We start from the raw sequence: 20577 nt of genomic DNA, 5'->3' as shown, positions 1-20577 counted from the left end.
AGCCGCTGTTGATCCCAAGGTTATTGGAATCAACAGCGGCTTTAATACATAGTTAATTAAATCTGGGGCATCCTTCTAGAGAATAGACTTCGAGGAGGAATCAGATTGAAACATAAGATTGTATTATCTATAATGTTGGGTGCGCTTTTTATTGCGGGTGGATGTGGCAAGAGTGGTTCGAAAATACCCGTAAGTGGGGAAAACATCGAAAGTGTCACAGCACCGATTTTGAATACGGAAGGAAATAATATTGGTGAAGTAATTCTTTCGGAGGCGGCAGATGGTGTGACAATTAGCATTGCTGCTGAAGGGCTACCACCTGGCGTACATGGCGTACATGTTCACGAAACGGGCGTATGTACACCGCCGGATTTCACATCGGCAGGAAACCACTTCAATCCGAAGCACAAAGAGCACGGCTTTGAAAATCCAAAAGGGTTCCATCTAGGCGATTTGCCGAACATCGAAGTTGATGCAGAAGGAAAAGTGGCTGCCAAGTTGACGACGAAGGAATTTACGCTGAAACCAGGCGCCGCAAACTCCATTCTCGATACGGATGGGAGTGCGGTCGTTATCCACGCACAAGCGGACGACTACAAAACAGATCCGTCCGGTAATTCCGGAGCGCGAATCGCCTGCGCCGCCATTGGAAAGTAATGGCACGCCCAAACTGTAATGGCAAATCGCGAAACTGTGAGGGCAACGGGAGAAACTGTAATGGCACGCCCAAACTGTCATGGCAAATCGCGAAACTGTGAGGGGAAACGGAGAAACTGTAATGGCTCGCCCGAACTGTCATGGCAAATCGCGAAACTGTAAGGGGAAACGGAGAAACTGTAATGGCACGCCCAAACTGTCATGGCAAATCGCGAAACTGTAAGGGGAAACGGAGAAACTGTAATGGCACGCCCGAACTGTCATGGCAAATCGCGAAACTGTGAGGGCAACGGGAGAAACTGTAATGGCACGCCCAAACTGTCATGGCAAATCGCGAAACTGTGAGGGGAAACGGGAGAAACTGTAATGGCACGCCTGAACTGTCATGGTGAAAAACCACTCACTAGCACGTTTTCACTTGAGCAAAAAGTTTTCCGTATAATAGGGTTGCAATTTTTCATTGAAGGCGACGCCAGTACCGAGATGGCTATAGTCATCCAAGATGTTTTCACGGTGACCCGCGGAGTTCATGAGACCTTCATGTGCAAATATGCTGCTTGATTGGCCGTACGCAAGGTTTTCACCAGCTCCATGAAATTTGACACCGTCATCCTTCATCCGGTCAAATGGGGATTTACCCTGTTTGTTCTTATGGTTGAAATAGTCGTTGTTCGCCATGTCGGCACTATGTCTCCTGGCTGTTCCTGAGACTGCGTCATCCCATTCGAGGGAGTTTAACCCGTGGCGAACGCGTATGGCATTCGTTAAATCGAAAAGTTGTTGTTCGAATCCGTTTCGTAACGAAGCATCCCCGCCGGTATAAATGCCGGTTTTTTTCTTTTCCAGTGAAGTAGAAATGAGTTGAATGGCTGTAACCTTGTCATTTTGATGAAGGTCATAAAAAACATACGTATAGGTATCTCCTGATTTGAAGACGTCGAATCCATCACTTTCCTGGAGAATATAAATGTTCAATCCTTTTCGAATCTCTTTGATTGGCTCGCCAAAAGTTTCGCGTACCGTAGATTTCAAAGATCCATAACGGATGCCGACATTTGATGAAATAAGGTCATCATTTGTATAGACGGCGTTTACTTTACGTTTTTCATCGAAGGCTACCATAACAAAATTATGGTAGCCTTCGTGAAAGGTCTGCCACTCGGTTCCATATTCGTTCATGGATTGGCTTTTCGGTTCACCGAGTTCAGCCTCCACTTTTTCCTCTGAGCTACCGAGTTCGATGTTGTGAATCGAAATGGTAGTGTTCACTGGTTGTTCCAACAGCGGTTTTTCTATTGTTCCAGAAGGTTCTTCCTCGTCTGCCGACTTTGGTGACAGGTAGAGGATTACCTTGTCCGTCATATCACTAATATAGTGCATTGCTGTACCTAAGGTATCTTTATTCAAAATAGTGTTGATTTTTTCGTCAACGGGTTCAAGGAATGAGATGTCGATATACTTGGAGACTGGCTCTTCCCAATAGGGCTTTGCGATATAAAGTATAGCTATGAATAATATAAACAGAAATAATCGTTTCATGGAATCGCCTCCTACTTGTTATTGTAACCTTTTGGTGTGTGATGAATACAGTGGGAATCATTTTGTCGGAAACAAGTTTTTTGAATAGAATTAAACACAAGGCGGTGATAACTCCATTCGAGTCGGTGATAAACACCACCAAGGCGGTGATAACTCCATTCGAGTCGGTGATAAACACCACCAAGGCGGTGATAACTCCATTCGAGTCGGTGATAAACTCCACTAAGACGGTGATAACTCCATTCGAGTCGGTGATAAACACCACCAAGGCGGTGATAACCTCACAATCGACCGCATATTTCCCGTAACCGTCGAAAAACGGTATACTGGTAGGACAACAAATGAACGGAGTACAAAATTTATGACTTTATCGAAAAAAACAATGAACGCACAAGTGATGCAGCAGAATGCGTATCTATTCAGATGTCCAATTTGCTCGGAGGCGATGGAGATGGTGGAGCAATCACGCCTTGTCTGTGCGGATAATCATTCGTTCGACTTGTCGAAGAATGGCTACGTCAACCTAGCCCCGCAGGCACATGTAACGAAGTACGATAAATCGCTGTTTGAGGCGCGAAAAGTCGTGATGAGCAGCGGATTTTTCGATCCTGTCATAGATGCGCTTGTTAAGCGATTGGACAGTGGGGACAATCAAGCTGTTGTTCTCGACGCAGGCTGTGGGGAAGGAACGCATCTATCGGAAATTCTTGCCAAGTTGCCAGGAAATATACTTGGCGTCGGCATCGATCTTGCGAAAGAGGGAGTGGCGGCCGCCTCGAAAGCATATCCAGGCGTCATTTGGAGTGTGGCGGATTTGGCAAACTGTCCGTTTCAAAATACACAATTCGATGCAATCCTCAATATTTTATCGCCCGCGAATTACGCGGAATTCACCCGCTTACTTAAACCAGGTGGGCTGTTCGTGAAGGTGGTGCCAGAAAGTGGGTACTTGAAAGAGTTGAGGGAAGTTTTTTATGAGGATAAAGTGCAGAAGGAAGAATCGGATCCAGTGGCACGGTTTGCGGAGCATTTCGATGCTGTTGAAACGGAACGCATCACATACCGTTTCCCGCTGGATGAAGGGCTTCTTGAGCCACTTATACGTATGACGCCGCTCTCATGGGGGGCAAGTGAAGAGAAAATTGCAGAGGCGCTTCGGATTATACTCCCTGCGATTACGATCGATTTTAATGTTATTTTAGGCGTGAAAAGAGCGGGTTAACAGAAAGGGGCGGGTGAAATGTTTGGTGGAATTAGTAGCGTACCCAGTTGGTTTTACATTCTCGCGATTGCGGCCATCATTTTGTTGGTCATTTTCATAGAATGGAAAACGCGATAAGGAGGGTTTAGTATGACTAAAAAGAAGACCGATAAACGTCAGAAACCGAAATTATCCGCAGAACACGGGCTGATGCAGACAGCTGACGTTTGGAAGAGTGAAGGCTATGTACAAAAGATGCGTTTTGAAGGTGGCGTTATGGCAGGTACCGAAGGGGAAAGGCTCTCTTTTGATGATTGTCTTTTCAAAGATGTATCGTTTGTGGCAAGTGATTTCACGGCAGTAGAATTCGTGGATGCGGTGTTTGACACATGTGATTTTTCTAATGTCAATTTTCAAAATGCCACATTTCATAGATGTGAAATTGTGAATTCAAAGTTAACGGGTGCAGATTTTGCAAATGCTAACGTCGCCCATACGTTATTCAAAGATAACGATTGTCGTTACATCAATTTTAACTTTTCAGAAATGAAGGAAGTTGAATTCACCGACTGTAATCTGGGTGACGGGGAATTATATGAATGTAATTTCAAGCAGGTCCGATTCAAAACGTGCAAAATGGACAATATCAACTTCACTGAAACGGATTTGGTTGGGGTAGACCTATCGGATAGTACATACGAGAGAATTGAAGTGACGTTGTCCAAAATCGCGGGCTGCATCGTGTCAAAGGATCAAGCAATCAGCTTCGCACGTGTGCTTGGATTATCGGTGAAAGAAGAATAATGCTATACTTGAACGAAATCAGAGTGGAAAAGAGTGGACAATTATGCTGACATTTGAACAGAAACAAGCAATCATCGAATCATTCCCTGAACTAACACGAAAAGACATCTCATTGAAACGGGTCAACTATCATTATGAAGAAAGTTTGTACGATAAAACAGTTGTCGTTCAACATCTTCACCCGAACGGCAACGCCTTTGTCTATGTTGCGGGAATCCCAGGCTACGACGCGGATGACCGTGGTCTTGTCAATGTTCGTGAAGCATCAGAAGTGGAACTGCGTGAAGTAATCGCGGATTCCATCAAAGCTTTATCTGAAGAAGAGGATGAAGATCAACCTGTTGAACAGAAATGGATGAATGCCGATGGGGAAGAGCTTGTTCTCATGGAAGAACTCGGTGCCTGGAATCTGTACCATGGCTTAAACTTGGAAGATAGCTTCGGGGATTACGTGGAAGCTGTTGCTTACTTGAAAGAAGAGAAATTCAAACGTGCGGAGGGCGGGGGTGCTTCTGAATGAAGGGAAAGCACCTCGTTATCGGCCTCATTTTGTTTGTCATTATTATCGTTGCAGTCATTTACTTCTCGATGATGGCGGAGTTTAAAAAAGATGAAAAGGGAATGGAATCCGTAGTTCCGGTTATTGAGATGATGGAAAAGAATATGGAAATTTGACAATGAAACGCACTCGGATTTATGAAATCCAAGTGCGTTTTTAGGTTCTGTAGGTTATGCAACAGTACCGTTGCCGATTTTTATTACGTAAAGTGAAGTGAGGCTTCTTTATAGGGACAATCCCTATCAATGCTGCGGGCAGGTTGTAGGATTAACGAGTACTTGGTCGAAATGCAGCAGAGCATTTCCTAGTGCTTGAACACCTTTTGCAACTTGCTCGTATTCCGTAAATTCTTCCGGACAATGGCTTTTACCATCTTTACTAGGAACAAAAATCATACCGATTGGAGAAATTCTAGCAATTTGATTTGCATCATGCCCAGCCCCACTCGGCAAATGAGTTGTTTTTCCTATCTTACTACAACTTTTTTCAATACCATTAACTACTTCTTGATCAACAATGATTGGATCCGACTGCGATAGCTTATCCATTACAATGTTCACACTTCTATTGCTTTCGACAATTGTGATTTCTTCTTTTATTTGATTCACCATTTGATCCACAGCATTCGTACTTAACGAACGCAATTCGACATCGAAAATAACTCTGCCAGGAATGACATTCGATCCATTGGGCTCATTAAATAGTCTACCTACAGTCCCGACGACAAGTTCTTCATATTGCTGGTTGGCTATACTTTCAATCGCCAATAGTAGTGTTGAGGCCGCAGTTAACGCGTCAAAACGCATATTCATAGGTGTTGTTCCAGCGTGATTTGCTTGGCCGACAACTTCAATACGATAGCGTTGTATTCCAACAATTCCAGTCACAATACCTAAATCAGTGTTCGTTTGCTCCAAAACGGGTCCTTGCTCAATATGCAATTCCAAATACAAAGAGAGGTCTCCCTTTTGTAATGCTTCTACTGGAATGTCTTTAGGTCTTCCTCCGGCAAGCTTTATTCCTTCACTTAGCACTAATCCGTCGGGGTCCTTTCGGCTTAACATCTCTGTAGATAGATTATTAACCATACCCCTACTACCAATCGTGGAAATCCCGAATTCACTTGGTTCCTCGGCAGTGAAATCTACAATTAGTAGAGTGTGATCTAGCGCCATGTTTTTTTCACTTAATTGTCTAACAATCTCAATACCGGCCAAGACACCGATGATACCATCAAATCTACCACCGCCTGTTACTGTATCTGTATGCGATCCAATCATGAGCGGAGGCAAACTTTTGTTTATCCCTTCAAGTCGACCAATTAGATTTGAAGAAGCATCTATCTGAACTGCCAATCCACATTTTCTCATTTCTTCCGCTAACCAAGCTCTACTTTGTGCGTACCATTTTGTGAAAGGCCTGCGGGTGTAACCTTCCGCTTCCTCATTAATCATTCCTGCAAGGGTCAAAATGTCATTTTGAATTCTATCAGTATTTAAGTCAAAGTAATGGGTCATCGTCATAATTCACTTCCATGAATAGCATTAATAAATATTCCGTCACCAAGCTGACCAATCACTTTTCCATTGTATACTTCTTTCCCTCTAACAAAAGTCCGTTTTACTTTCCCTTGCATTGCCATACCCTCATATGGACTCCATCTGGCAGTAGAGTACATTTTCGTTTCATCTAAAATCCATTTTTCATTGGGATCCAAAATGACTATATCTGCATCATATCCAACTTCAATTTTCCCTTTTCTATGTCCTAAACCAAAATGTTTTGCAGGGTTGTCGCTTAGCACCTTAACCAGTTGTACGATCGATATTCTCCCTTTTGCTACGCCTTCACTATACAAAATGGGAAGTAGCACCTCTACACCTGGTGCACCTGAGGAATTACTGAATATATCAGTTGCTTGTTTCTTGTCAATTGTCCAAGGTGCATGATCAGATGTGACCATATCAATTCGATCGTGTCGTAATAATTCCCACAAGTCAACCATGTCTTTTGCTGAACGCAAAGGCGGATTTATTTTACCCTTTGCCTTCAGCCTCTCCATATCATCTTCACACAAGGTTAAATAATGTGTGCATGTTTCAGCTGTTACGTTCGTCCCTTGGCTTTTGTAGTAATCTACCAAATCAAATATACGCGGGAATGTACAATGATATAAGTGAAGCTTTGCATTTGTATAATGTGCCAGTTCCATTACAGTGAGTGCAGCGGTTGACTCGGCAACTTTTGGTCTACTTTTACAATGAGCGGATGGATTATTTTCACCCTCATCTGCATAGTTATCGATAAATTTCCTTACAATTGAGTCCGTTTCTGCATGGACCCCAACAGGCCTACCCGTTTTCTCAATTTCTTTAAATGCTTCATATAATTCGCCTTCGTCAATCTTCGGAAAGCGGACCGAATCCGTATTGAATAAGGATACTTTAAAACCACATGCTCCGGATTCCGCAAGTAAAGGAATTTGATATAGACCATCTTTAGGTGCAATTGTTGCAAGCATTGCGACATCAACAACAGCTTCTTGCTCCAAAAGTATTTTTTTCTCTTCAAAAAGAGCTTGCGTACAAATTAATTTATCTGCATCATAAGGCATTTCAATGATTGTTGTTACCCCGCCGGCAGCAGCCGACTTGGTCGCATTGGAAAATCCCTCTAACATTGAACTATAACAATGAACATGCGCATCGATTGCTCCGGGTAGAATATACTGATTGGTAGCATCGATAATCTCGGAGTCATCCTGTTTTTCTTTGGAAATGGATGTGATCTTTCCGTTACTTATCGTTAAATAAGAATCAAATAGAACCTCGGTTGGTAAAACAATGTTTCCTTTAATCGTTATGGAATCGTACATATAAATCCTCCTAACAAGTCTACGTATCGTGGACATCTATATCTATTGACTGGATCGTCGAAGTTTATTACTTAAACAATTCACTTAACCTTTATTTGTTGCTAGCTTAACCTTTTCTAGAAGTTCCCCGGATTTCAAAAGCTTGTAGGCTTCGTTAATATCTATCGAAAGGTTCCTGTCTTTATCCAAGAAAGGTACTTTTGACCGGAAAAGAGTATATGCTGTAGCAGTCCCAACACCTAAATTATTCTCTCTTCTCAAATCAATAGCCTGAGCGGCGTGCATCGCCTCAATTCCTAAAATATAATAGAGATTATCAATGATTGTTGCTGTTTTTGTTACGACATGCATAGAATTGCTTGCATGATCTTCAATATCTTCAGCTAATGAAAAGTAATCTGAAGATGATGGATTCGACAAATGTCTAATTTCATTTGCCAAAGAAGTAAATGTCTTTTGAATCGTTCCGAATGCTATCGTTTCTTTACTGGGGGATAAAAACCTTGGCAAGCCGGTAAAAGAAGGTGTAGAAAGTTTAATGGTCCGATAGCAAGCGATCTTAGCAAGATGATTTAATGCATTGCCTAACATTTCAAAACCGAGCACCCATGTAAGAACTTCATAATTAGAACATGCAATAATCCGCTTCTCTTCAAATAATAGACAGGGATTATCATCAGATGAGTTTAACTGCAAATTCATATAGTTCGATACGTATTCTAAAGAATCACGAACTGTTCCGTGAACTTGACAGGCATCCCTGAAGCAGAGGGGATCTTGAAGTGCTTTAGTTTGGTTGGATTGCCATAGATAGCTATTTTGCAAGTATTTACGAACATTCGAAGCGCTTACTTCTTGCCCTGGAAAAGGTCTTACTTTATAGGCACCTTTATCTAGTGGACTTACATTTCCATTAAGCCCTTCAAGTGATAAGGAGTAAATAATTTCAGCCATCTCAAGAATATCGGTTACCTCTTTTAGAACGAGTGCCCCTTTTCCGGCTGCAAGTGCGTTGGAACTCACAATGGCTAAGCCGTCTTTGGGTCCTAATTTTATTGGTTGTAATCTGGCCTTTTTCAACGCCTCGGCTGCTGTCTTTTTTTCGGCTTTATAATGGACTTCTCCTTCACCAATCATGGCAAGCCCGATATGGGAAAGACATGTAATGTCGCCAACGCCTACTGAACCTCTTTCAGGAACGACGGGATGTATTTCCTTATTCAAGAATTCCTTGTACATCATTACTATTTCAGGCTGAATTCCTGTACAACCAAGTAATAATGTATTTAACCTTGCTAACATTGTCGCTCTTACAACGGCCTCACTGGCTTCTGGTCCCACACCAGCGCTGTGTGAAAGAATTAAATTCCTATTATATTCCTCATAGAAGGTTGGTTCGATTTCCCGATCCTTATTTGCTCCGACCCCTCTGTTAAAGCCATAAATCGGGATATCGCTATCCAACATTTCCAATATTACCTTTCTAGCTTCCTTTACTTTGGATAATGCTTGCGGACAAATTTCTACATTTACTTTTAGAACAGCAACTTTATGAACATCTTCGATACTTAGTTGCTGTCCATTCAACAAGATAGATTGTTTGTACATCCTCTTTACCTCCGCTTCTAATCGTCCTTCATACATTATCTTTTATGCTTCATTACTTTCTTTCGACGTTATTTCAGGAACTTTTTCATTTTCATCCTCCAATGAAACTTTTGCTGTTTCAGGATACGTCGCGACATCGTACTTTTCTTGTTGCGTAATGAATTTTAAAGTTGAATAAGCTAAGAGAAGCATGAAAAATAAAATCGGGAAACCTGCAATAGTAGCAATCTGCTTTGTGGCATCAATTCCACTAATTTTCCCACCGGCTGACAATAAGTTAATAATCGCCATTGAGGACATAATGATACCCCAATAAATTTTCACTCTACCCGGAGCTTCGGAAACCCCACCGCCTAAAGTTTTTATTGTTAATGAAGATACAGTGGATGTCATCGAATCGGCCATCGTAACGATTGAAATATACACGGTGATGATAAAAATAAGGCTAGTTATTGTGGATAAAGGATAATGCTCCAAGAAAGAAAACACGGATACTTCCATGCCATTTTGTTGAATAGATTCCCAAATACCCACCCCTTTTAACTGAAGGCTTATAGCTGAACCACCAAAAATGGAAAACCATATGACACCGGCCATAGCTGGTACGCCTACGTTCATAGTCATAAACTGTTTAATGGTGCGTCCTTTCGATATTCTTGCTAAAAACATTCCCATTAGTGGTGCATATGCCAACCATATTGCCCAATAATAGATTGGCCACCATCTAGGCCACTCTGATCCATCGATTGGACTTAAATAAAGAGATCTAACAAAAAAGTCTTGAATATAATGGCCAAATGACTGTGTTCCAAGTGATAAAATAAATTGCATCGGACCGAAAATAAATACAAAGATTACTATGCCAATAAAGATTTTTGTATTTTTATCTGAAAGCCAACGAATCCCTTTATTAAGTCCGGTATAACTTGAAAAGATGTATGTCGCCACAATAATACTGACAATAATAATCCAGGTTACTTTCCCATTGGGGATGCCGGTAACTATGTTTAATCCAGTTGCAATTTGCATCGTTCCTACACCCAGTACAGCAGCGACACCGCCAACAATAGCGAATAAACATAAACTATCAACAATGGCTCCTATCGAACCTTTAATTTTCTTTCCGAACACTGGGTATAATACTGAACTAACTTGATAAGGGAGTTTTGCATTATAAATGGCAAATGCGATTCCAACCCCTGCCAATCCGTAAATTGCATATGGAGAGAACGTCCAGTGAATGAAGGTTTGAGTCATTGAGAACATCGCGGCCGCTTCACTTCCTGGCACTAATCCTAAAACCTCTGGCGGGCTCATAAAATGAGTGATTGGCTCCGCAATCCCCCAAAATAAAATTCCTGTTGCGATACCTGCAGTCAATGTTATAGCGAACCAATTCCATGTAGATAAATCGGGTTTCGCTTCAGGACCTCCAATCCTAATATTCCCATACTTTGAAACTGTTAAGAAGATACAAATAGCTAAAAATAGCACACTTGATAATTGAAATAGCCATCCGAATTTTTCAAAAGCAAACTGCACTATCGTATTTTCAACATTATAAAAAGCCTCAGGTGCTACTACTCCAACAACTATTGATAGTAAAAGAATAATCGACATAGGAACAAAAACTGATAACCTTAAGTTCTGGAAGATTCTCATTATAATAACCCACCTTCATTTTTAAGTATATTCCGTCTATTCAAGAAACAACGCCTCTAGGTTCAAAAGAATACTAGAGGACTTAAATTCATTTTTACTTTATTTAACCGTGTCTTTTTCTAATGCATAATCAGAAATATTGATACCAAGTGCAGCTTCGACATCAGGGTACACACTTGCATCCCGTACGCTTGAGCTGATGGGTACATGTTTTTTATTAATACTGAAAACAGCTATGTCCATTCCTTCGTTTAAATCGCCAACGCTTAACGGACGGCCTGTTTCTGTCGAAATAGTTGTAATGATATCAGGGTAAGTAGTTACTCTTTTTCCACTTCCATTGTCTACTGCCATATATTCATTCATAACATGCAGTGTCAGACTACCATCCGCTGTTTCGACAGTGACAGTCCCGATATCAAACGCTTCATCGGTATATTTAACATTGAACGCTTTAACTTTTCCACGCCCGATTACTTCACCATTTGTTTTATCGCAAATGGCTTGAATAATTGCTTCCGGGCCGTTTAGTTCAGCCGCTATAATTGCTTCGCCTAATTCAATAGCCATTGTAATCCCACCAACTGCTGCATGCTCTTTTACATAACTTGCTGGAATTGGATGGCGTGCAGAAGCAATAAACCCACCCGACATGTTAGAAGCTGTACGTAAGATGGAAGAAGTTTTAGCAGGACTCCCTTTTACGACCAATTCAATATACGAACCGGTTTCTGGCTTTCCACCTGCTACTGCTTCAATTGTTTCATATTCAGGATTAGAGTTTAGACCCATCGCTCCCATATTCCCGGTTGGATGGGCGCGGATATCCCCGGTTGCATCAACTACAACAAGGCCGAGGGCCGCGGCTGGAAGCCAACCATTAATAGAACTTGACATTCCGTTTTGTGGTGTCATAACGCCAACAATTTTACCATCATATTTTTCTTGCACGAGCTCAACAGCTTTAATATAGTCTTTTCCAAGCATCTGCCAGTCGGTTGTTCCGGCCGGCGCGCCAATTGCCGTTGTCGTAATAATAATCGCATCGTCCGGCAGTTCATCGACGGAAACTAATGTAGGTTGACCGATTGTAACAGCCGCCGTCCCGATTTCCATTCCATGTTCGACCCAACCACCGCCACCACTCGCGAAAATAGAACCTCCTTTTACTGCTGCTTCCACATCTTTTAGTGTTAACTTTCTCATTTTGATGCCCCCTGTACATTTTGAACTTCAATTCTTTTAATCCCTTTTTTCTCTACTTCGTCTAATGCATCTTCATAACCGGCATCTGCATAGCGCAATACACCAAGTCCTGTATCATTGTCCAACGTATGCTTTAATCGCATTGCTGCTTCTTCACTACCATCAGCTACGAGCGTTACACCTGAGCTTGTCATATATCCCATGTAACCGCCGCCTCCCGAATGAATAACGACAAGGTCAGCCATTGAAGAACAATGTAACATTGCGTTAATTAGTGGCCAGTCGGAGATAGCGTCGCTTCCATCTTTCATATTTTCTGTCATGATATTCGGATGTGTCATTGCTCCCGCGTCAAGATGATCGCGTGAAAAAGCGATTGGTCCACTTAACGTTCCATCTTTCACCATTTGGTTAACAGCTAAAGCTATTTTTGTACGTTCTCCATGCCCGAACCAGCCAATTCTCGCAGGCAGCCCTTCGAATGGAACATACTTATTAGCTAAATTGATCCAATTAACTGCGGTTTCATTATCCTTGAATTCTTCGAGTATATAGTTATCAATTTTCTTAATATCCTCAGCATTGCCGGTTAGTGCAACCCATCTAAACGGACCGATTGCCCGACTAAAGAGCGGGCGCAAGTAAGCCTCTGTAAAAATATCAATATCAAATGCGTCCGTTACACCTCCTTCAAAAGCTTGCGTGCGAATATTATTTCCGTTATCGAAAACGATCGAGCCTTGACGTTTAAACTCAAGTATTGCTCGAACTTCTGTGGCAATGGATGCCCTCGCATCGGCTTCAAGTTTTTTCTGGTTTTCAACACGTACAACTTTCACGTCTTCAAGTGTATAACCACCTGGAACGTATCCGTAGACCAAATCATGCGCAGATGTTTGATCCGTAACAATGTCAGGAATTATTCCTCTACTCAAAATTTCCGGATAAATTTCAGAAGCATTGCCTAATAGGCCGATTGAAACGCTTTCATTATTCTCTTTAGCCTGAGCAATCCATTCAAGAGCCTCGGATAAATCAGTTGCTTTCTTCTGCAAGTAGCCTACTTCAATCCTCTTATCAATTCGTTCTTCATTCACTTCAACACAGAGAATCGCAGCTTTCGCCATGAATCCAGCTAGTGGTTGGGCCCCTCCCATTCCCCCTAAGCCAGCAGTCAAAATAAATTTGCCTGATAGGTTACTATTGAAATGCTTTTCGGCAATTCTCGAGAAAATTTCATATGTCCCTTGAATAACCCCTTGTGAACCGATATATTGCCAAGCACCGGCTGTTAAACCACCCCAGCAAATAAGTCCTTTTTCTTGCATTTCATAGAAGTTATCACTTGTTGCCCACTTTCCGACAACATTACAATTGGCCATAATTACAAGGGGAGCAAATAGATGTGTTTTAAATACTCCGATTGGTTTCCCCGATTGGATAACCATCGTCTCATCATCATTTAGTTCCTTTAATGTTTTGACGATGGCATGATAGGATCCCCAGTCTCTAGCTGCTTTTCCTAGTGCTGCATAAACAATCAGCTCGTCTTGGTTTTCTCCATTTTCCAAAACGTTTTCCAACATCCGCAGGAGAGCTTCTTGTCGCCAGCCTTTACAACGTAATTCTATTCCTCTTGCCGCTTTTATTTCTCCCATTTATAACCCTCCATTTAATTTATATTATATCTTGTTATCAATTAATGATAATCAAATATCTAATAACGATAATTAATTGAAATGCATAATCAATTTAACAAAAATTTAGACAAAGGTCAAGAGTGTTTTGAAAACTTTTAAAAAACTATTAATATTTATGCTTGTATTACTATAATATGTTGAACTTATGATTTTCCCGTAATCTCCAGCGAAGGCATCCCCAAGGAAGGATTGAACTACATCCTTCCCCAAGCGCCGAGCGTTGTTAGTAGGATTCTTTAGTTCAACATATATATTAATGATTTCATTATTGTGATTATGTTCCACAGTTATTCTGTAAAAATAAAGAACGCCTTTTCATTTGAATAACCGCAAAAATGGTTTTCAAATGAAAAGACGTCATTCAGAATACGCGAACTGTTTGTTTTCTAGTATTAACTTGAAATTGTTATCTACTGAACACGCAATAAAAAAATAGTTAATGTTCATTCATGTCATTGATAACTGTTCTGTAATTTTTCTTGCCGTAATCAATAATTCTTTTGCAAAGAGTTCGCTCTGTTCTTTAGAGATTCGGAAGCTAGGTCCTGCAATCGTTAAACTTGCGATGACTTGGTTAAAGCGATTAAATATTGGCGCTCCTATCCCTATGACATCTTTATCAACTTCCCCTTTCGTTATAACGAATCCTTTGCCACGAATAGCATTTAATTGAGAAGCTAAATCAGCTATTTTTTTCGGATTTTTTAAGTGTGTTAAAGTCTGTTCAATAACCTTTTGATTTTCAAAAGGTAATAACGCCTTTCCGGAAGCACCTTCAAGCAGTGGAAGGTTTTTTCCTTCATCAACCGCCATTCGTATGAAATGGGCGCTCTCTATTCTTTGAATTACAACAACATTTAATCCAGTTCTAACCGCTAAAACCGTGGTTTCACCAGTCTTATTTGTAAGACTCTCCATAAATGGATGCGCAATTATATTAAGTTGATAATCTATTTGCTGGGTTAAACCACGGGCCATATCTAATATTCTAAAGCCTAATCCAATTTGCCCCTGCCCCTTTCTCTCAACTATTCCGTTCTGTTCTAAAGTTTGAATAAATCTATAGGTTGTACTTTCCGGTAAAGAAACTTTTTCGGCAATTTCAGGTACTGTTAAAGTACGTCCTGCTTCAGTTAATACAAATAATATGTCTAAACCACGTTCTAATGTTTGTGAACCTCTCAATTAGATATCCTCACCATTCCGCATGTTTTTTCCAACTTCGAATCTGTTTTAGAATAGTACAGCGTGTTTATAGAAGCAATGATGTTGATCTGTTTTTCGTTTATCAAGTCGGTATATTTCATTATACAATCGACCGGAGTTACTGGGCAGTTTCAAATACTTTAAAAAGGGGATTGACGACGCAATATTATTTCTGCTATAGTTCAATTTAATGATAATAGATTATTCTGGATTGTCTTTATAAAAAAAGGCCGTCCAAGGACCCTGGATTTCCAGAGTTCATGGATGGCTCTTCCTTTGGGCCCTGCGCTCCGATTTAATGCCAATTCCCGGCTTTATAAGGCCCTTTTCGAAACGGCAGCCACCAGTTCCATTTACCAAATAGTTTCATCAGGCTTGGAACGAGAAGGAGACGGATAATCGTTGCGTCGATTGCGACGGCAATGGCGATGCCCACACCGATTTGTTTCACGGGCATGACGTCAGTGAAAGCGAAGGCCCCAGTAAGAACAATCATAATGAGCGCCGCTGATGTAATGACCTTACTTGTCGTCGCAAGTCCTTCCACGGTAGCACGGTCATTGTCGAATGACTTTGCATACTCTTCCTGCATCCTTGAAATAAGGAACACTTCATAGTCCATGCTCAGTCCGAAGACAAGGCTGAAGACGATGACTGGAATAATGAGCGCAATCGTCCCTTCCTGGAGACCGAAATGGCCGTATTGGAATATATAAACGAGGATGCCGAATGTCGCGGACAACCCAATGATGTTCATCAAAATTGCCTTAATCGGAATCAAGATCGACCGGAAGGCAATCATTAGGATAATGAATGTCGAAACGACGATAACGAGTAGGACATACACGATTTTATCCCAAATTTCATCGAATATTTCCTGGTTGAATTTCGGTTGTCCACCGATTAAAAGATTCCACTCGGTCTTTTTATCAGACCAATGACGGGCCCATTCTTGTGCTTCATCGGTAGATCCACCGGCTGCAAGTGTTATAGGAATCAATAACTTATCATTATTAACAAACGTTTCAAGAAGTGGTGTGAGACTAGTTGCCACTTCAGGAACCGTCATTGCTTGTGTCCATTCTTCCACCGAACCGGTTTCGCTCGCAGTGAAGATTGTGGTCACCTCTTGCACGAGTGGATCTTTTGTCAGTTCATCTTCGAGTTTCTTCATAGACTTGAGGCCAGCATCATCCACCCACCCACCTGCGCGCTTTGCCACGACATAGATGGATGATTGGTCACCAAGTCCAAACGTTTTGTCCATTAATTCGAAGGCTTGCCGTGTGTCATACGATTTCGGCAACGAGTCAATTTGGGGAATCGTTAATTCCATGTTTTTTACAGGAATCAATGCAATGCCTAGTAAAATGAACGCAACAAGTATAATGGAAACGGGGCGCTTAATGACAAGATTTGCAAACTTACGCCAAGCGTCAGTTCCGTTTGCTTTCTCTTTCAATAAACGCCATTTGTCAATCCGTTCACCGAGAACAATCAGCACAGCAGGCAGTAATGTCACCGAACTGAGGACGGCCACCGCTACAGCAATCATCCCACCGACTGCGATGTTTTGGAAAATATCAACTTGGATGAGCATCATCGCACCCAAACCGATGAATACGCAAAATGCCGAAAAAATAACGGATCTTCCTGCTGTTCGAATTGTCGTTGCGACCGCATCGAGTAGTTCTCCTTTTTTCCTTTCTTCTCGGTAGCGGCTAATGAACAGCAATGCGAAATCGATACTAAGTGCAAGACCAAGCATTGGAACGATATTTAGAACGAAAATGGATAGGTCCATTTTCCCGCCAAGAAGGGTTAAGATTCCGAATGAGGAAACAACCGTTACAACGCCAATGATGAGCGGTACGAATGAAGCAACGACTGTTCCGAATGCAAATAGGAGTACAATAATGGCAATCGGTAATCCAATCGCCTCCGCCGTCATCAAATCACGCTGGCTTGCAGCGTTAATATCTTTTGAAATTGCGGAAGCACCTGTAAGGGTAATTCCTTTTTCATCGCCCATTGCATCACGAATCTGCGTGACGACATCAGACATGTTTTTCGATTCACTCTCAAAATGGAGCAAAGCGTAGGAGACATGGTCTTTGTATTGTGTCTTGTTATCTAGTGGTGACACAATATCTGATGTCAAGCCAAGTTTGTTGACTTTACTGAGTGTGGCCTCGATTTTATCATCGGTAACGTTATTGAAAACGAGGAACATCGTCTCGGCAGGCATATCGAAAGTATTCGAAACGATATCCATCACAAGGGCATGCTCTCCCTTCATTTCGAAGCCGTCCCCTTCGAGTAATCCAGGCAACTTAATAGCGAAAAAGGCCATGATTGCAAATAGGGTAATCCACGCGATGATGATTATTTTATGTGCCCTCGTAACAAAACGAGCAAGTGTGTGCATACCATCCATCCTTCCTATGTATCTATTCTATCTTTCTATAGTAGCGGATAATATGAGAAAAGTCTTTTTTTAGGGTAGGGTAGGGTGGTAGATGGTGATAATTTGGCCCGTGTCGGTGATGAAGTGGACGATAGCGGGATAGACTCCTCTGAAGCGATGATAACGCATACTGAGGGGGTGATAACCCTCTCCAATCCATCATTTAAATAAATACATACAGAAAAAAGCCAACCCTCTAAAGGGCTGGCTTTTGAATGGTTAATTCAGATTAGTTTTTGTTTACATTTGTAGCTTGAAGACCGCGTTGGCCTTGCTCGATTTCAAATGTCACGTCTTGGCCTTCTTCAAGAGACTTGAAGCCTTCGCCTTGGATAGCTGAGAAGTGTACGAATACGTCGTCGCCATCTTCACGTTCGATAAATCCAAAACCTTTTTCTGCGTTAAACCATTTTACTTTACCTTGTTCCATGTTTGTTTCCTCCTCGTGTGCTTTAGGCACACATTGTATTACTATCCTTGCTCAAGTCTTGAAGCGGTCAAGATGTATTTCTAGACCATCACGCCGAACAAAAATAATTCTTCTTTATCATAGCAGAGCCCAAATCACAAAGCAAGCAATATGTTGAAATTAAAAAAACAAGTTAAGAATTTGATAAACAATCGCGGCGATTGTTGCGGAAATTGGTAAAGTGATAATCCACGTAATAACAATCTTTTTAGCAACGCCCCACTTAACTCCTTTTACACGTTGAGCAGAACCGACACCCATGATTGCAGAGGAAATGACATGCGTCGTACTTACAGGTAAATGGATGAGTGTCGCGCCAAAAATGATCAATGAGGATGATAAATCAGCAGCAGCCCCGTGTACAGGGCGGATTTTCATGATTTTGCCGCCGACGGTTTTGATGATTTTATATCCGCCAATTGATGTACCAAGACCCATCGCAGTCGCGGCCGCAATCCGGACCCAAAGTTGAATGTCATCCGATGTCTGCAGTTCTGCGGCGATGAGCGCCATCGTAATGATACCCATCGCTTTTTGCGCATCGTTTGTCCCATGTGTGAACGATTGCAGTGCAGCGGTACCGATTTGTAAATAACGAATCCGCTTATTGGCCTTGAATAGATTTTTATTCTTCAATAAAACCTTGAACAGCGACATCAGTAGGAAGCCACCCGCAATTGCGACGAATGGTGAAATAAGGAGTGCTTGTAATATTTTTGAAAATCCACCATAATTCAAAATGCCGAAACCAGCCGCAGAAATAGCCGCACCAGCGATTGAACCAATCAAGGCATGTGATGAACTGGAAGGAATCCCAAAATACCATGTAATCAGATTCCAAAAGATTGCTGAAGTGAGTGCAGCTAAGATAACAAGTGCTCCGTTTTCGAGAACGAACGGGTCCACAATATCCTTTGAAATTGTTTTGGCGACTCCTGTAAAAGTAAGAGCCCCGACAAAGTTCATGATGGCGGCCATTAAGATGGCAGTCCGAGGCTTTAGTGCACGTGTCGAAACAGACGTTGCGATAGCGTTCGCAGTGTCATGAAAACCGTTAATGAAGTCAAAAGCAAGCGCAAAAACGACAACAAGAATTGTAAGGAAAAGTACTGTATCCACTCTGCTCCTCCTTACGCGTTGCGCATTATGATTGTTTCAATTGTATTCGCCACATCTTGGCAGTAATCTGCGATATCTTCAAGCTGCTCATAAACGTCTTTATATTGGATGATACGGATTGGATCTTTTTCACTAATGAAAAGTTGTTTGATGGAAGTACGAAGAATCTCATCACAAATACGTTCGTACTCTTTTATGATTACCGTATGATCACGCATCTCAACAAGTTTCTTCCGAGCGAGTAATTTCATTGCTTTAACAATCTCATCCGTGCTTTTCACGATATTATCCATGAACTTTTGGACATACTCATCGATTTCAGTCAGAGAGAACATTTCGAGATGTGCTGCAAATTCCTCGATGCCATCCAAAATATCATCCATCTTGATGGATAGTTGTAAGATGTCTTCCCGTTCAATCGGTGTCATGAATGACTTGTTAAGCTTCGTAATGAGTTCGTGGATAAGCGTATCGCCTTCCGTTTCATAGTTTTTGAGCTTGATGCTCACTTCCTTCAAATCTGTTACTGTATGCACTTTGAAATCATTCGCATAATGAACCGCTTCTTGCACATTTTCTGCAATTGTAAGCAGTGCTGTGAAAAAAGGATCTTCTTTTCTTTGACCAAACATTAGTGAGCCTCCATCCGTCTCCGGAAATGAATTTTAGTATTCCTATCATAGCAAAGAATCATTCAAATAAGAACAAAATTCGACACGTATTTCGAGGGATAAAGTGCCAATTGTTATGAAGCACCATTAATTGAAATTGAGTCTTTGGATGTAATATAAATAATACTGCACAAAAGGGTATTTATCCAATGAAATTCGTTTTTAGATTTAATTAAATTAAACCATTCAATGAAAAAGATGAGGATCCATAATTAATTTTCTGCAAATTGAAACTAATGGTGTATTTATACGTATACATAGGTAGGTCGGAAAAGAGTAGAATCGGAGGTGATGGAATGGAACTGTTTGGCATGCCGATTGTGCAAGTCTATTTATACGCGCTGATTATCGCAGGTCTTGCAACGTTACTGTACGTCCTTTTCAGCGATATAGTAGAAGGAATTGGTGAAGGAAGTCCGTTTTTAGATCCAGCAGTCATCCTTGCTTTCTTAACATTCGTTGCAGCTGTTGGATATGTTTTGGAACTAGTTACAAATTGGAGTAGTGGACTCATACTGGCAGTTGCAATCGCCGTCGCATTTGTACTTGATTTACTTCTTTATTTCTTTGTCCTTCTTCCATTAAAGTCTGCGGAAGTGTCGATGGCCTATACGGATGAGTCACTTATAGGCCAAGTCGGTAAGGTAATCACGCCTGTTCCTGTCGATGGCTTCGGCGAAATCGTCATCGAGACGGTCAATGGAGTGATTTCAAAAAGGGCAGCAGGGTACGAGAACACGGCAATTGATTATGAAAAAGAAGTATTGGTTATCGAAGTGAAGGATGGCACATTCATCGTCAAGGAGTATGAACCATTTCGCTTCAAATAAGGTA

At 41.5% G+C, this 20577-nt stretch carries 19 protein-coding genes; 7 read left to right on the top strand and 12 right to left on the bottom strand.

Annotated elements, in window-relative coordinates; all coding sequences use genetic code 11:
* Positions 1–105: 105 nt before the first annotated feature.
* Positions 106–657, top strand: coding sequence for a superoxide dismutase family protein (locus tag H4683_RS00370; RefSeq protein ID WP_225941797.1), 552 nt, complete (start codon positions 106–108; stop codon positions 655–657).
* 414 nt (positions 658–1071) lie between these two features.
* Here H4683_RS00370 and H4683_RS00365 read toward each other — a convergent pair whose 3' ends face one another.
* Entirely contained in the window at positions 1072–2196 is a 1125-nt protein-coding gene (locus H4683_RS00365) for a CAP domain-containing protein (protein WP_192596844.1), read from the bottom strand.
* A gap of 62 nt (positions 2197–2258) precedes the next feature.
* Between H4683_RS00365 and H4683_RS00360 the strand changes: the two genes are divergently transcribed.
* The 5 genes from H4683_RS00360 (at position 2259) to H4683_RS00340 (ending at position 4876) form a co-directional block, all read left to right on the top strand.
* A complete protein-coding gene (locus H4683_RS00360; protein WP_192596843.1) occupies positions 2259–2504 on the top strand; it encodes a hypothetical protein in 246 nt (81 codons plus the stop codon).
* Positions 2505–2557: 53 nt separating this feature from the next.
* Positions 2558–3418, top strand: a complete 861-nt coding sequence (locus H4683_RS00355; protein WP_192596842.1) for a putative RNA methyltransferase — start codon at positions 2558–2560, stop codon at positions 3416–3418.
* 129 nt (positions 3419–3547) lie between these two features.
* Positions 3548–4201, top strand: a complete 654-nt coding sequence (locus tag H4683_RS00350) for a pentapeptide repeat-containing protein (RefSeq protein ID WP_192596841.1) — start codon at positions 3548–3550, stop codon at positions 4199–4201.
* A 43-nt stretch (positions 4202–4244) separates the two neighbouring features.
* Positions 4245–4721, top strand: coding sequence for a hypothetical protein (locus H4683_RS00345; RefSeq protein ID WP_192596840.1), 477 nt, complete (start codon positions 4245–4247; stop codon positions 4719–4721).
* Positions 4718–4876, top strand: a complete 159-nt coding sequence (locus tag H4683_RS00340) for a hypothetical protein (RefSeq protein ID WP_192596839.1) — start codon at positions 4718–4720, stop codon at positions 4874–4876. The genes H4683_RS00345 and H4683_RS00340 overlap by 4 nt, the downstream gene beginning before the upstream one ends.
* 126 nt (positions 4877–5002) lie before the next feature.
* On the opposite strand, the gene H4683_RS00335 is transcribed toward H4683_RS00340, so the two are convergent.
* The 11 genes from H4683_RS00335 to H4683_RS00285 form a co-directional block, all read right to left on the bottom strand.
* Positions 5003–6283 carry a Zn-dependent hydrolase gene (locus H4683_RS00335; RefSeq protein ID WP_225941796.1) on the bottom strand — a complete coding sequence of 427 codons (1281 nt, stop codon included), beginning with the start codon at positions 6281–6283 and terminating at the stop codon, positions 5003–5005.
* A complete protein-coding gene (locus tag H4683_RS00330) occupies positions 6280–7635 on the bottom strand; it encodes a dihydroorotase (protein ID WP_192596838.1) in 1356 nt (451 codons plus the stop codon). The genes H4683_RS00335 and H4683_RS00330 overlap by 4 nt, the downstream gene beginning before the upstream one ends.
* A gap of 84 nt (positions 7636–7719) precedes the next feature.
* The gene (locus H4683_RS00325) at positions 7720–9243 is read right to left on the bottom strand and encodes an HAL/PAL/TAL family ammonia-lyase (protein ID WP_192596837.1); all 1524 of its coding nucleotides are present in this window, start codon (positions 9241–9243) and stop codon (positions 7720–7722) included.
* Between the two features lie 42 nt (positions 9244–9285).
* A complete protein-coding gene (locus tag H4683_RS00320) occupies positions 9286–10905 on the bottom strand; it encodes a BCCT family transporter (RefSeq protein ID WP_192596836.1) in 1620 nt (539 codons plus the stop codon).
* Between the two features lie 99 nt (positions 10906–11004).
* A complete protein-coding gene (locus H4683_RS00315; RefSeq protein WP_192596835.1) occupies positions 11005–12111 on the bottom strand; it encodes a DUF917 domain-containing protein in 1107 nt (368 codons plus the stop codon).
* Positions 12108–13769, bottom strand: coding sequence for a urocanate hydratase (locus tag H4683_RS00310; RefSeq protein WP_192596834.1), 1662 nt, complete (start codon positions 13767–13769; stop codon positions 12108–12110). Before H4683_RS00310 ends, H4683_RS00315 begins: the two co-directional genes overlap by 4 nt.
* 489 nt (positions 13770–14258) lie before the next feature.
* Entirely contained in the window at positions 14259–14996 is a 738-nt protein-coding gene (locus H4683_RS00305; RefSeq protein WP_192596833.1) for an IclR family transcriptional regulator, read from the bottom strand.
* 316 nt (positions 14997–15312) lie between these two features.
* Positions 15313–17445 carry an MMPL family transporter gene (locus tag H4683_RS00300; RefSeq protein ID WP_192596832.1) on the bottom strand — a complete coding sequence of 711 codons (2133 nt, stop codon included), beginning with the start codon at positions 17443–17445 and terminating at the stop codon, positions 15313–15315.
* Positions 17446–17713: 268 nt separating this feature from the next.
* Entirely contained in the window at positions 17714–17914 is a 201-nt protein-coding gene (locus tag H4683_RS00295) for a cold-shock protein (RefSeq protein WP_067205063.1), read from the bottom strand.
* A 159-nt stretch (positions 17915–18073) separates the two neighbouring features.
* On the bottom strand, positions 18074–19072 hold the full coding sequence (locus H4683_RS00290) for an inorganic phosphate transporter (protein ID WP_192596831.1): 999 nt from the start codon (positions 19070–19072) through the stop codon (positions 18074–18076).
* 11 nt (positions 19073–19083) lie between these two features.
* On the bottom strand, positions 19084–19704 hold the full coding sequence (locus H4683_RS00285) for a DUF47 domain-containing protein (RefSeq protein WP_192596830.1): 621 nt from the start codon (positions 19702–19704) through the stop codon (positions 19084–19086).
* A gap of 335 nt (positions 19705–20039) precedes the next feature.
* Between H4683_RS00285 and H4683_RS00280 the strand changes: the two genes are divergently transcribed.
* Positions 20040–20573: an NfeD family membrane protein gene (locus tag H4683_RS00280; protein ID WP_192596829.1), complete on the top strand. Its 534-nt coding sequence runs from the start codon at positions 20040–20042 to the stop codon at positions 20571–20573.
* The last annotated feature ends 4 nt before the right edge of the window (positions 20574–20577 follow it).

It is taken from the genome of Sporosarcina limicola, assembly GCF_014873855.1.
GTDB classification, from domain to species: Bacteria; Bacillota; Bacilli; order Bacillales_A; family Planococcaceae; genus Sporosarcina; species Sporosarcina limicola.
The sequence above is the reverse complement of the archived record's forward strand: the minus strand, read 5'-3'. Positions and strand labels throughout refer to the sequence as shown.